We start from the raw sequence: 13,979 nt of genomic DNA on the forward strand, positions 1-13,979 counted from the left end.
TTAGAAGTCAGAACATTTATGTCCCGACCCCTTTACTGTTTGTTCTATTTACTTAATAAGTTCGTGTTCACTTCATCAAAGCCTTTGTCTGATAAGCGAACATCATTAATTTTAGTGCCGTCCCATTTACCGTCTACATATCCTTTATCAAATAAGACTTTCAAATCGTCTAAGAATGGGTCTCGATCCTTATCACAGAAATAGTTTTCTTGTAATGAATAAGAATCCTTGAAATCATTCGCTTGTTCAGGTGTCATGTCAGCGTTACGTTTTTCTGTATAATATTTATACAACACCGCAACGATGAATGCCTGATCACGTGTGATATCATCCAAGAATATTCACCACCTTTAATCAATACGCGTATAAACCCTAAATTTATACAATATTAATACTTTACCCATTTTGTTTTGTTTTAAATCTTAATTTTATTAGGAATTTGTTGTTTGTTTTTGTGGATGTATCGCTTTTCTGAGTGTTTTACGATATAATGATTAGATGAATTTTTTAAGGAGTCGATGAATGTGGCAGTGAAACCTTTAGTGTCTGCATCAAGCGCAATTTTGCGTCAACAAGCAGAGGATGTTAAAACGTTTGATAGTCAGTTGAAACAGTTATTATTAGATATAGAGGATACTTTATATGAAACAGAAGCATCTGCTTTGTGTGCACCACAAATTGGGGTTTCACAACAAGCAGCGATTATCGATATGGAAGCGGACGGATTACTTCAATTAATCAATCCAAGTATTGTCAGTGAATCAGAAACGAAAGTGACTGAACTAGAAGGCGATGTATCGTTTCCAGATATCTTTGGGACAGTTACACGCAGTCAAATGATTGTCGTTCAAAGTAATGATGTTGAAGGCAATACAGTAGAATTAACCGCATATGATGATATTGCACGCATGATTCTTCATATTATAGATCAATTAAATGGCGTGCCTTTTACAGATAAGATGGAAAAACAATTGACTGAAGAAGAATTGGAGGCGTATTTAGAAGATGAGTAGAATTATATTTATGGGAACACCAGATTTCTCCACAAAAGTATTAGAAATGTTAATCGCGAAAGAAGATGTGATTGCGGTTGTAACACAACCAGATCGTCCAGTAGGGCGTAAGCGTGTTATGACACCGCCGCCAGTAAAAGAAGTGGCATTACAAAATGGGATTGAAGTCTATCAACCTGAAAAAATTTCACAATCAGAAGATTTACAAACATTAATTGATTTAAAACCAGACTTAATCGTGACAGCAGCATTCGGTCAAATTTTACCGAAAGCATTGTTAGATGCGCCACGTTTAGGCGCAATTAATGTGCACGCTTCATTATTACCAAAATACCGTGGCGGTGCCCCGATTCATCAAGCGATTATCGATGGCGAAAAAGAAACAGGCGTTACGATTATGTATATGGCACCAAAACTAGATGCAGGCGACATCATTTCACAACAAGCCATTGACATCGAAGCGAATGATGATGTAGGTTCTATGCACGATAAATTAAGCTTCTTAGGTGCAGATTTACTTGCGAAAACTTTGCCAGACATTATTAATGGTACAAATGAACGTATTGAACAAAATGAGGAAGAGGCAACATTCGCTTCAAATATCAGTCGTGAAGATGAACGTATCGATTGGTCAAAATCTGCACAAGATATTTACAACCATATCCGTGGTTTATCACCATGGCCAGTGGCATATACAAAACTAGATGATAAAAATATGAAGTTATATCAAGCACATATAGTAGAAGGAAAAGAAGGCAAACCAGGTGAAATTATTGAAACGACAAAGAAAGCAATCATTGTCGGAACAGGTTCATCTGATGCGATTGCGTTAACAGATATTCAATTATCAGGTAAAAAACGTATGCCGACTGCGAACTTCTTAAGCGGCTACCAAGATGACTTAGTTGGGAAGGAATTAAATTAATGCAGACAGTGAGAACACTCGCATTTGACACATTACAAGCAATTATCCAAGACAAAGCGTACAGTAACTTAAAGATTAATGAAGTTTTAAAAGAAAATGAATTGAGCCGTACGGATAAAGGGTTATTAACAGAATTAGTCTATGGTACGTTGAAACATCAATATACACTTGATTATTATTTGAAGCCTTTCGTAAAAACGAAGATTAAAGGGTGGATGCGCCGTTTACTATGGATGAGTATCTACCAATATCAATATTTAGATAAAATCCCAGATCACGCAATTATCAATGAAGCAGTTGAAATCACTAAACAACGTGGTGGGCTGCATAACAGTAAAGTTGTGAATGGTATTTTACGTAATATGATGCGCAGTGATTTACCAAACCCTGCAGATATTGAAAATGACCAACAACGTATTGCGATTATGTACAGCTTGCCTAAGTGGATTGTTAAACATTGGGTGACACACTTTGGTTTAGAAACAACTGAAGCAATTGCTCAGTCGTTGCTTGAACGACCAGGTCAAACAGTACGTGTCAATACACATAGAACAACGATTGAAGATGCGATAGCACGCTTAGAAAAAGAAGATTATGAAGTATTACAAGATTACGATATTCACTATTGTTTACATGTGTCAGGACGTCCAGTAGTAGAAAGCCGTGCATTTAAAGATGGTTATGTTTCTATCCAAGATAAAAGTTCTATGTTTGTAGCTGAAATCTTAGCACCTGTTGAAGGTGAAAATATTTTAGATGCTTGTAGTGCTCCAGGTGGTAAAGCGTGTCAGACTGCTGAATTATTAAAAGGCAGCGGTCATGTCGATGCGACGGATATCCATGAGCATAAAATTGATTTAATTGAGCATAACATTCGTAAGTTGCGTTTAAAGAATGTCACAGCGTTTCAACACGATGCGACAAAGCCATATGACGCAAAGTATGATAAAATTTTAGTGGATGCTCCATGTAGCGGTTTAGGTGTGTTACGCCATAAACCAGAAATTAAATATACACAAAATCCGGAAACGGTCGATGGATTAGTCGACTTACAGTTAGAAATTATGAATAATATTAAAGATTCTGTAAAACCGGGTGGCGTGATTGTCTATTCAACATGTACAATAGAACAGATGGAAAATGAAAATGTGATTTATACATTTTTAAAACAAAACAAAGACTTTGAATTTGAACCATTCCCACATCCTAGAACAGGAGAGGAAGTAAAGACCTTACAAATCTTACCGCAAGACTTTGACTCAGATGGTTTCTTTATTACAAAGATTAGAAGAAAGGAAAGTTAATTCATGATTACACCTCAAAAGAAGAAAAAGAATCGTTTTCTTCCTGATTTTGAAAAGCAATCAATTTATTCACTACGCTATGAAGAGATGCAAGCGTGGTTAGTCGAACATGGCCAACAGAAATTCAGAGCAAAACAAATCTTTGAATGGCTCTACGAGAAACGTGTCGATACAATCGACGAAATGACAAACTTATCTAAAGACTTGCGCGCATTATTAAAAGACAACTTTACTATCACGACTTTAGAAACTGCCGTTAAACAAGAAAGTCGTGATGGGACAATCAAGTTCTTATTTGAATTACAAGACGGTTATACAATTGAAACTGTGTTGATGCGCCATGAATATGGTAATTCTGTCTGTGTAACAACACAAGTAGGTTGCCGTATCGGATGTACATTCTGTGCGTCTACACTCGGTGGATTGAAACGTAACCTAGAAGCAGGAGAAATCGTATCCCAAGTGCTTACTGTTCAAAAAGCCTTAGATGCGACAGATGAGCGTGTCTCTTCAATCGTAATTATGGGTATTGGTGAACCATTTGAGAACTATGATGAAATGATGGACTTCTTAAAAATCGTAAACCACGACAACGGTTTAAATATCGGTGCACGTCATATCACGGTTTCAACGTCAGGCATTATCCCTAAAATTTATGATTTCGCAGATGAAGAAATCCAAATCAATTTTGCGGTCAGCTTACATGCGGCGAACGATGAAATTCGTTCTAAATTAATGCCGATCAACCGTGCATATTCAATTGATAAATTAATGGAAGCTATTCAGTACTATCAAGAAAAAACGAATCGTCGTATTACGTTTGAGTATGGTTTATTCGGCGGTGTAAACGATCAGCTTACACATGCGAGAGAACTGGCACATTTAATTCAAGGCTTGAACTGTCATGTCAACTTGATTCCAGTGAACCATGTGCCTGAAAGAAATTACGTGAAGACATCTAAAGAAGATATCTTTAAGTTTGAAAAAGAACTCAAACGTTTAGGTATTAATGCGACAATCAGACGTAACCAAGGCTCAGATATCGATGCCGCATGCGGACAATTAAGAGCGAAGGAACGTCAAGTAGAAACGAGGTAGGAACCTATGTTAAATGCACAATTTTTTACAGACACAGGACACCATAGGGAAAAGAACGAAGATGCTGGCGGCATCTTCTACAACATGACTGATCAACAGCTGTTGGTTTTATGCGACAGTATGGGCGGACATAAAGCAGGCGAAGTTGCGAGTCAATTTGTAGTCAACCGCTTCCAAGAACTCTTCGAACAAGAAAACCTTGTCGAAGAATCTCAAGCGGAAGAATGGCTGCGCAGCACCCTGCAGCTCATCAACCGAGAGCTCTATAACTACGCCGCAGCTAACGAAGATTTTAGAGGCATGGGCACCACTACAGTTGTCGCCCTGATTTACGATAAGCGCGTCATCATCGCCAACATCGGCGACTCTCGTGCCTATCTCATCAACAGCCGTGAAATCGAACAAATCACAAGCGACCATTCCTTTGTCAATCATCTCGTGATGACAGGACAAATTACCGAAGAAGAAGCCTTTACGCATCCACAACGTAATATCATTACCAAAGTGATGGGTACAGATAAATTCGTAGTCGCAGATATCTATGTGAAACGTTTGAACTTCAATGATTACTTATTATTAAATTCAGACGGCTTAACAGACTTTGTCCGTCCGCATTTAATTCAAGAACAATTGAATCAAGATTTACCGCTAGAAACACAAGGTCAAGCCTTATTAGATTTAGCACAAGCCTATGATTCAACCGATAACGTCAGCTTCGTATTGGCAGAAATAGAAGGTGACCGCGTATGATGATTGGTTCAACTATCAGCGAACGTTATAAAATTATAGAATTCTTAGGTGGAGGCGGCATGAGTAATGTCTACCTCGCTGAAGATTTGATCTTAGAAACTAAAGTTGCGGTCAAAATGATTCATATTGCGCCACATGAAAAAGAAGACATGGTGAGACGATTTGAACGTGAAGTGCATAATACATCTCGTCTCTCTCATGATAATGTTGTCAGTGTCAAAAATGTCGGAGAAGACCACGAATATTTCTACTTAGTCATGGAATATATCGAAGGTCCGACACTCTCCGAATATATAAAAACACATAGTCCTTTAAGTATTGAAACAGCGGTTAACTTCGCACAACAGATACTTGAAGGCATTCAACATGCACATGAAATGGGTATCGTACATAGAGACATTAAACCTCAAAATATTTTAGTAGACCGACATAAGACATTAAAAATCTTAGACTTCGGTATTGCTAAAGCGTTAAGTGAAACAGCCATGACCCAAACCAGCCATGTGCTCGGTACTGTGCAATATCTTTCACCTGAACAAGCGAAAGGTGAAGCAACAGACAAACGTACGGATATTTATTCAATCGGGATTGTCTTATATGAAATGTTAGTCGGTGAACCGCCATTCACTGGAGAAACAGCTGTCAGTATCGCCATTAAACATATTCAAGATCAAATGCCGAACCCGACAGATATCCGTTCTAATATCCCGCAAGCACTCAGCAACGTGATTTTAAAAGCGACTGAAAAAGATAGAGACAAACGCTATCAAGATATTGAAAGTATGCAACGTGATTTAAGCAGTGCGTTAGAAAAATGTCGTGAAGATGAAACACCTTATGTTTCAGATGAAGCAGATACTAAAACCATCGCGATTGATAAAGCAGCAATCGCAAAAGAAACTAAAGATAATGAACCGATTCATCAAACAATGGAAATTCCAATTGTGAATCAACAACGTTTCCAAAGTACAGAAGGACCTGTTTACGAAGTACCTAAAAAACGTCGGTCTAAAAAGAAAAAGTTCTTCTTTGCGTTAATTTTCGCGTTATTGTTAATCAGTCTTATCAGCTTTATTGCGTACGGCTTATTAGGAAATAAATATATCGAAACACCAGACTTGCGCGGTAAAACAGAAGCACAAGCTGAACAGATTTTAAAAGAACATCACATTAAAGTAGGCAAAACAAAACGGGCTTATAGTGATAAGTATCAAGAAAATCAAATTATCACAACAGATCCAGCACCAGGTGAACGTGTAGAAGAACATGGCACCGTAAATATCGTGTTGTCTAAAGGTCCGCAAAAAGCACAAATGCCTAACTTATACGGTACAAGTAAAACGGAAGCATTGAAGCTATTAGATGAACTTGGTTTCAAACATATTTCAGTAGAACAAGCTTACTCTAAGACTAAATTAGAACGTGGTTTGATTGAAAACCAAAATATAGCGGCTGATACCGAAGTACCGATTAATGATACACATATCGTACTGACTGAATCTTTAGGTGTGAAACAAGTGTATGTCAAAGATTATACAGGTGAAAGCTATGACAAAGCAGAAAAAGAACTGCAAGATAAAGGCTTGAAACCAGTAAAAGAAAAAGAAGTACACAGTGATAAAGTCGAAAAAGGCAAGATTATTTCGCAATCACCTAAGAGTAAATCTATTGATGAGGATTCTACAGTAACGTTTGTCGTATCATTAGGAAAAGATGATGGTAAAGATGAAGATAAAGCTGACGACAATCCATCAGTCAAAGATGTGACACAAACGGTTCAAGTGCCATATTCTGGTGAAGATAAAGAACGTCAGAAAGTAGAAGTCTTTGTCAGAGATAAAGACCATGACGGTTCTTCAGCAGTTCAAACGTTTCATATCAACAGCAACCGTTCGATTTCAATTCCATTAAAAATCGAAAAAGGCAAAACTGCCGGTTATACCGTACGTGTAGACGATAAAATAGTCGCAGATAAAGACGTCGCATATGACTAAAATATCTCAAAATCCTATCTCATTCATTCAGTTGAATTGAGATGGGATTTTCTTTGTTTCAATCCGTTCGTTTATTAAGGGAACGTTTGGTATAATGTATTAGAGAAAATGAACGAAATAAGAGAGGTGTCTCGGTGAGAACAGGACGTATAATCAAGTCGATCAGCGGTGTGTATCGTGTGGACTCAGATGGTAAGCTTTTTGATACGAAACCGCGCGGCCTATTCCGAAAGAAGAAATTTTCTCCGATTGTCGGAGATATTGTAGATTTTGAAATTGAAAATGTGACAGAAGGCTATATTCATCATGTACATGAACGTCAAAATGAATTGAAAAGACCGCCTGTCAGTAATATTGACCATTTAATTATTGTGATGAGTGCAGTCGAACCTAATTTTTCAACACAATTAGTCGATCGCTTTTTAGTCATTGCGCATTCCTATGAATTGAGACCACGTATTGTGGTAACGAAAAAAGATATGGCATCAGAGACTCAAATCGCACAGATAGAAAAAGATTTAGCTGTATATCAAGCAATCGGCTATCAAACGCAATTTGTCGGAAAAGATGACGATGTCGAAGCGATTTTCGATGCGTGGGGCGATGGTTTAGCAGTATTGAGCGGTCAATCTGGTGTAGGTAAATCGACTTTATTAAATGCCTATCGTCCTGATTTACAATTAGAAACGAATCAAATCTCAAAATCATTAAATCGAGGTAAGCATACAACTCGTCATGTGGAGTTGTTTGAACGTAAGCGTGGCTTTGTGGCAGATACACCTGGATTTAGTGCACTTGATTTTGATCATATTCAAAAAGATGAAGTAAAAGATTATTTTTTAGAGATTCAAGAATACGGACAAGACTGCAAGTTCAGAAATTGTAATCATATGAAAGAACCGAAATGTAATGTAAAAGCGCAAGTAGAAGCTGGCAATATTGCGGAATTCCGTTATGCGCATTATGTACAATTATTTGAAGAGATTGCAGCACGAAAGGAAAGATATTAATGGTTAAAGTATTTCCATCCCTTTTATCAGCGGACTTTTTAAACTTACAACAGGAATTGAAAGACCTAGAAGCAGCAGGTGTAGACGGTGTACATTTTGATGTGATGGATGGTCAATTTGTGCCGAATATTTCAATTGGTCTTCCTATTTTAGAAGCAGTAAATGCGGGTACTGATTTACCGATTGATGTGCATTTGATGATTGAAAACCCAGAAGCATATATCGCAGAATTCGCTTCTAAAGGTGCAGATATGATTTCAGTTCATTTCGAAGCAACACCGCACATTCATCGTGCCATCCAACTGATTCATACACATGGTGCTAAAGCAGGTGTTGTGATTAATCCAGGTACTTCTGTTGCCGCAATTGAACCAATTTTACATGATGTAGACTACGTATTAATTATGACAGTGAATCCAGGCTTTGGCGGCCAAGCGTTTATCTCAAACAGTGTAGAGAAAGTGGTTGCGTTACAAGCATTTAAAGAGAAATTTAATTTAGACTTCGATATTGAAGTGGATGGCGGTATTAACGCGATTACTGGTAAGAAATGTGTAGAAGCAGGTGCGACAATGCTTGTGACAGGTTCTTATTTCTTTAAACAAGCGAGTTATCAATCTGTTGTAGAAGCATTGAAATCAACAGCACAACCATCAGAATAAGGCAGGGTGACGCTATGAAAATTAATCTATTATGCGGCAATCGTCATTTGCCGAAACATTTATTAGAAGATAAATCTGAAGAAGAGTGGGGCGGTATTGATCGCGGCGCTTTAATTTTAATAGAACATGAAATTGAACCGATCTTTTCATTGGGTGATTTTGATTCAGTGACGGACGAGGAACGTTCTGAATTAAAAACGAAGCTAGATATTAACCCAGTTAAAGCAGAAAAAGCGGATACTGATTTAGGGTTAGGTGTCAAAGAAGCAGTGGAATGCGGTTTTGACGAAATTGATATTTATGGTGCGACAGGCGGCAGACTGGATCATTTCTTAGGTGCCGTACAACTTCTGCAAGTGCCTGAATATGTAGAAGCGGGTATTGTGATTCGCATTATTGATACGAATAATGAAATTTCATATTTAGAAAAAGGCGAATATCATATGACGTATGATAAGCATATGCCTTATGTATCGTTTGTGCCGCAAAGACCTAATACAGTGATTTCGCTGACAGGCTTTAAATATCCGCTTCAAAACCAAACACTCCACCAAGGCTCAACCTTAACCATTTCAAACGAAATTGCAGCTTACCGAGGCACAATCGAGGTAGAATCTGGCGGTATCCTAGCTATCAGAAGCAGAGATGCACAACATTCATTATAAAATGAGTTGAATACAAATAAACACACAACCTTCTTTATGACAACACATCAATAAAAAACAGCGGATGATGCATAAACAAACCATCATCCGCTGTTTTTTCGTACAATATATCATTAAAAAGACTAAATCGCTGTTTTAAGACAAGAAAAAAACGACCCGCCACATACGAGTCGTTTTTGTCATGTGCTTAATATTTATTAAACTCTAGTTACTTTACCAGATTTTAAAGCACGTGCAGAAACCCAAACTTTTTTAGGTTTTCCGTCTACTAGGATTCTAACTTTTTGAAGGTTAGCATTCCATCTACGTTTAGTAGAGTTTAAAGCGTGTGAACGACGATTACCAGTCGAAGCTTTACGACCTGTTACGAAACATTGTTTACCCATGAAAGTACCTCCTTTAATAAATATAAACACACTGACTTATGATATACTTTCCTAATTTAGCATATATTTTTCAGATTGGCAACCAAAAATTATAGCTTTCAAGAATATTTTAAGTTATTCTAAACAAGGAACAAAATTGTGTTATAATTTGTAAATGTCTATGTATGCGTTTTTATTAAAAAGCGGCGACGTGGACTTATAACCACGCAATGATTTTATAAGGATGAGCCAAGAGTAAAATCCGGCATTTAAAAGGCAAAATTGTGTTATTCATTATATAATAGTATGTAATGAATCCAAAACATAAATCATAACTGATTAGACCTATATTTAAGGAGGAACTCATAATGACATTAGAAATTACCAATGAATACGGCAATATTGACGTTTCCAACGACGTGATCGCTTCAGTAGTAGGTGGTAAAGCCGTAGAATGTTATGGTATTGTCGGAATGGCATCCAAACAACAAGTCAGAGACGGCATTGCGGAAATTTTAGGTCATGAAAATTATGCACGCGGAATTGTGGTGCGTTCAAATGACAAAGCAATTGACGTTGATATGTATATTATAGTAAGTTATAGCATTAAGATTTCTGAAGTAGCGAATAATGTACAATCTACTGTTAAATATACTTTGGAAAAAACTTTAAATTTGAAAGTCAATTCAATCAACATTTATGTACAGGGTGTACGTATGAATAATTATGGCAAGAAACATTAGGAGGAAGACATGATGATCAGCAAAATAGATGGTAAATTATTTGCCGACATGGTGATCCAAGGGGCACAAAATTTATCAAATAATGCAGAGCTAGTCAATGCATTAAATGTTTATCCAGTGCCAGATGGCGACACAGGGACGAACATGAATCTTACGATGACTTCTGGGAGAGAAGAAGTCGAACAAAATGCTTCACATCACATCGGAGCCTTAGGAAAGACATTTTCTAAAGGTTTATTAATGGGTGCCCGCGGGAACTCAGGCGTGATTCTATCACAAATTTTCAGAGGCTTCTGTCAGAATATGGAAGACTTAGAAACACTAGATGCGAAAGCCTTCGCAGAAAGCTTTGAAGCGGGTATTGAAACAGCTTATAAAGCAGTGATGAAACCGGTAGAAGGGACAATTTTAACGGTTGCGAAAGAAGCGGCTAAAGCAGGTGTTGAGAAAGCACAATCGACTGAAGACTGTGTAGAAGTCTTAGAAGCGATTATCGCATATGGTCAGGTTGCCTTAGAAAACACACCGAACCAATTACCAGTACTTAAAGAAGTCGGCGTAGTCGACAGTGGCGGTAAAGGTTTAATGTGTGTTTATGAAGGTTTCTTAATTGCGATGAAAGGTGAAAAAGTCGAAGCGACAAAACCAAAACTAGATACTGAAACATTTGTGAATGACGAACATGATTTCCATGGTGTCATTAATACAGAAGATATCGTCTATGGTTACTGTACGGAAATGATGGTACGTTTTGACAAACATAAACGTCCATTCAATGAGCAGCAATTCCGTGAAGACATGTCTAAATTCGGAGATTCTTTACTTGTCATCAATGATGATGAAATTGTGAAAGTACATGTGCACTCTGAACATCCAGGTGAAGTCTTCAACTATGGACAAGAGTATGGTGAATTGATTAAAGTCAAAGCTGAAAATATGCGTGAACAACACCGCAATGTGGTCAATAAAGAAAAACAAAAATCTAACGATGAAACACCACAAGTAGAAACTGCGATTATTGCGATTTCTATGGGTAATGGTATTTCAGATATCTTTAAATCAATGGGTGCAACGTCTATTATTAATGGCGGTCAAACAATGAACCCATCAACAGAAGACATCGTTAAAGTGATTGAACAATCTGGCGCGAAAAAAGCTATTATCTTGCCGAATAACAAAAACATTCAAATGGCGAGTGATCAAGCAGCTGAGATTGTTGAAGCTGAAACAGTAGTTATTCCGACGAAATCTATTCCACAAGGGATTGCGGCGATGTTCCAATATCTACCAGATGCGTCATTAGAAGATAATCAATCAAATATGACACAAGCATTAGAAGATGTGACTTCTGGTTCTATTACGAACGCTGTACGTAATACTACAATTGATGGTGTAGAAATCAAAGAAGGCGAATTTATGGGCCTTAAAGAAGGTAAAATTGTTTCAAGTCAGAAAACACAAATAGAAGCAGCGAAAGCATTGTTAGCTGATATGATGGATGATGAAACTGAAATTGTTACAGTAATTACAGGTGAAGATGCTGATGCAGAAACAACTGAAGCATTAACAGAATGGTTAGAAGAAACTTATCCTGATGCAGAAGTCGATGAACAAGTCGGCGATCAACCGATTTATCCATATTTATTCTCTGTAGAATAACGTTGAAAATCATATAAAGTAATGTATATAAAAAAATTCACTTAGACTAAAGCGGTCTAAGTGGATTTTTCTGTGTGTAAGCATAAATATAGAAAACTTATAGTTTGTACATGACAAAAACGATGAAATACAAAAGTTTTGTAAGATTAGTGTAAAAATAAGTGCTTATTTACGAGGATAATTGTTATAATATTTAAAATAGTTGCAATAATCAAAAATTAATGCGAGGGGGAATTAACATGAAATTTAAAAGCGTCTTTGAAATTATCGGACCGACGATGGTCGGACCTTCATCGTCTCATACTGCAGGGGCAGTCAGAATCGGAATGGTTGCACGTGAATTATTCGGGGATTTGCCAGACCGTGTCGATATTTATTTATATGGTTCGTTTATGGAAACCTATCAAGGTCATGGGACAGATGTTGCATTAGTTGGAGGCTTGCTTGGTTATGATACAGACGATGACCGTATCAAGACCAGTTTACAGACGGCAGAAGAATTAGGAATGACTGTTAACTTTATTTCTATGCATGAAGATAAACCGCATCCGAATACGACGGTATTAAGTATGTCGAAAGGTGATCAAACGTTATCTGTTGAGGGTGTTTCTATCGGTGGAGGCAAAATTGAAATTGTCGCTATTAATGGTTTCCCAATCAGTATCTCAGGTAACTATCCAACATTATTAGTCTTTCATCGAGATACCTTCGGAACTATCGGACGAGTCACGAATATTTTAGGAGAAGCCAGTATTAATGTCGGTTCTATGCAAGTTGCGCGTAAAGAAAAAGGAGATTCTGCATTGATGACTTGTGAATTAGATGAAAGACCGGATGAAGCTATCTTAGATCAAATTAGAATGGTTAATGATGTTACAGCGGTATCCTTAATGGAAGATTAGAAAGAGAGGGGGATATAAGATGTTTCAAACAGTAGAAGAATTAGTAAAGAGATGTGAAACTGAAGACAAAGCGATTCATGAAATTATGTTAGAACAAGAAATGGACGTGACGGGTGCGACAGCTGAGGAAGTATATGCGGGGATGTCGCATCATTTTAAAACGATGGAAAATGCCTTAGAAGAAGGATTAAACGGGGTGACTTCTACAACGGGTTTAACGGGTGGCGATGCAGTACTGATTAAAAGATATTTAGAAAGCGGACAAGCTTTATCAGGTCCGATTTTATTAGATGCGGTGAGTAAAGCAGTGGCGACCAATGAAGTGAACGCGGCAATGGGAAAAATTTGTGCGACACCGACTGCGGGTTCTGCAGGGGTTGTGCCGGGTGTATTATTTGCGATTAAGCATCGTTTTAATCCTACGCAACGTGATATGTTGAACTTCTTGTTGACAGCAGGTGCATTCGGCTTTGTGGTTGCGAATAACGCATCCATTTCTGGTGCATCAGGCGGCTGTCAGGCAGAAGTCGGTTCTGCCGCTGCGATGGCTGCAGCCGCAACGGTTGAAATGGCTGGTGGTACGCCGCAGCAATCAGCTGAAGCTTTTGCAATTTGTATGAAGAATATGCTAGGTTTAGTATGTGACCCGGTAGCGGGATTAGTTGAAGTGCCTTGCGTAAAAAGAAATGCGGCAGGTGCTTCGAATGCGCTTGTGTCAGCGGATATGGCACTTGCGGGCGTGACGTCGCGTATTCCGACAGATGAAATGATAGAAGCAATGTATCGTATCGGGCAGACGATGCCTTCTGCACTGCGTGAAACAGGACGTGGCGGCCTCGCTGGAACACCAACCGGCCAACGCTTAAAACAACAAATATTTGGTGATTAA

15 protein-coding genes are annotated in these 13,979 nt (G+C 38.0%); 13 read left to right on the forward strand and 2 right to left on the reverse strand.

Going from position 1 to position 13,979, the window contains the following annotated elements:
• Positions 1-44: 44 nt before the first annotated feature.
• Positions 45-335 (reverse strand): hypothetical protein, encoded by a 291-nt coding sequence (locus HMPREF2603_RS04720; RefSeq protein WP_002480648.1) that lies wholly within the window; start codon positions 333-335, stop codon positions 45-47.
• Between the two features lie 189 nt (positions 336-524).
• Between HMPREF2603_RS04720 and HMPREF2603_RS04725 the strand changes: the two genes are divergently transcribed.
• The 9 genes from HMPREF2603_RS04725 to HMPREF2603_RS04765 all read left to right on the forward strand — a co-directional run bounded on the left by HMPREF2603_RS04725 (position 525) and on the right by HMPREF2603_RS04765 (position 9,421).
• On the forward strand, positions 525-1,013 hold the full coding sequence (locus tag HMPREF2603_RS04725; protein ID WP_060803484.1) for a peptide deformylase: 489 nt from the start codon (positions 525-527) through the stop codon (positions 1,011-1,013).
• On the forward strand, positions 1,006-1,938 hold the full coding sequence (gene fmt / locus HMPREF2603_RS04730) for a methionyl-tRNA formyltransferase (protein WP_057511034.1): 933 nt from the start codon (positions 1,006-1,008) through the stop codon (positions 1,936-1,938). Before HMPREF2603_RS04725 ends, fmt begins: the two co-directional genes overlap by 8 nt.
• Positions 1,938-3,242 carry a 16S rRNA (cytosine(967)-C(5))-methyltransferase RsmB gene (gene rsmB, locus HMPREF2603_RS04735; RefSeq protein ID WP_060803485.1) on the forward strand — a complete coding sequence of 435 codons (1,305 nt, stop codon included), beginning with the start codon at positions 1,938-1,940 and terminating at the stop codon, positions 3,240-3,242. Before fmt ends, rsmB begins: the two co-directional genes overlap by 1 nt.
• A 3-nt stretch (positions 3,243-3,245) precedes the next feature.
• Positions 3,246-4,340, forward strand: a complete 1,095-nt coding sequence (gene rlmN, locus HMPREF2603_RS04740; RefSeq protein WP_060803486.1) for a dual-specificity RNA methyltransferase RlmN — start codon at positions 3,246-3,248, stop codon at positions 4,338-4,340.
• Between the two features lie 6 nt (positions 4,341-4,346).
• Entirely contained in the window at positions 4,347-5,090 is a 744-nt protein-coding gene (locus HMPREF2603_RS04745) for a Stp1/IreP family PP2C-type Ser/Thr phosphatase (RefSeq protein WP_060803487.1), read from the forward strand.
• Positions 5,090-7,084, forward strand: coding sequence for a Stk1 family PASTA domain-containing Ser/Thr kinase (pknB, locus tag HMPREF2603_RS04750; RefSeq protein WP_060803548.1), 1,995 nt, complete (start codon positions 5,090-5,092; stop codon positions 7,082-7,084). Before HMPREF2603_RS04745 ends, pknB begins: the two co-directional genes overlap by 1 nt.
• 134 nt (positions 7,085-7,218) lie before the next feature.
• Positions 7,219-8,094, forward strand: a complete 876-nt coding sequence (rsgA, locus tag HMPREF2603_RS04755; protein WP_060803488.1) for a ribosome small subunit-dependent GTPase A — start codon at positions 7,219-7,221, stop codon at positions 8,092-8,094.
• Positions 8,094-8,756 (forward strand): ribulose-phosphate 3-epimerase, encoded by a 663-nt coding sequence (gene rpe / locus HMPREF2603_RS04760; protein WP_060803489.1) that lies wholly within the window; start codon positions 8,094-8,096, stop codon positions 8,754-8,756. The genes rsgA and rpe overlap by 1 nt, the downstream gene beginning before the upstream one ends.
• Positions 8,757-8,770: 14 nt before the next feature.
• Positions 8,771-9,421, forward strand: a complete 651-nt coding sequence (locus HMPREF2603_RS04765; RefSeq protein WP_060803490.1) for a thiamine diphosphokinase — start codon at positions 8,771-8,773, stop codon at positions 9,419-9,421.
• 197 nt (positions 9,422-9,618) lie between these two features.
• Here HMPREF2603_RS04765 and rpmB read toward each other — a convergent pair whose 3' ends face one another.
• Positions 9,619-9,807, reverse strand: a complete 189-nt coding sequence (gene rpmB / locus HMPREF2603_RS04770; RefSeq protein ID WP_000517908.1) for a 50S ribosomal protein L28 — start codon at positions 9,805-9,807, stop codon at positions 9,619-9,621.
• Positions 9,808-10,154: 347 nt separating this feature from the next.
• On the opposite strand from rpmB, the gene HMPREF2603_RS04775 reads away from it, so the two are divergent.
• The 4 genes from HMPREF2603_RS04775 (at position 10,155) to sdaAA (ending at position 13,979) form a co-directional block, all read left to right on the forward strand.
• Positions 10,155-10,529 carry an Asp23/Gls24 family envelope stress response protein gene (locus tag HMPREF2603_RS04775; protein WP_070501966.1) on the forward strand — a complete coding sequence of 125 codons (375 nt, stop codon included), beginning with the start codon at positions 10,155-10,157 and terminating at the stop codon, positions 10,527-10,529.
• A 12-nt stretch (positions 10,530-10,541) separates the two neighbouring features.
• Complete coding sequence (gene fakA, locus HMPREF2603_RS04780) at positions 10,542-12,188, forward strand: fatty acid kinase catalytic subunit FakA (protein WP_060803491.1); 1,647 nt, start codon at positions 10,542-10,544, stop codon at positions 12,186-12,188.
• Between the two features lie 239 nt (positions 12,189-12,427).
• A complete protein-coding gene (gene sdaAB / locus HMPREF2603_RS04785) occupies positions 12,428-13,090 on the forward strand; it encodes an L-serine ammonia-lyase, iron-sulfur-dependent subunit beta (protein ID WP_060803492.1) in 663 nt (220 codons plus the stop codon).
• Positions 13,091-13,109: 19 nt separating this feature from the next.
• Positions 13,110-13,979 carry an L-serine ammonia-lyase, iron-sulfur-dependent, subunit alpha gene (sdaAA, locus tag HMPREF2603_RS04790; RefSeq protein ID WP_070501968.1) on the forward strand — a complete coding sequence of 290 codons (870 nt, stop codon included), beginning with the start codon at positions 13,110-13,112 and terminating at the stop codon, positions 13,977-13,979.

It is taken from the genome of Staphylococcus sp. HMSC055C03 (assembly GCF_001809385.1).
Lineage (GTDB): Bacteria > Bacillota > Bacilli > Staphylococcales > Staphylococcaceae > Staphylococcus > Staphylococcus simulans.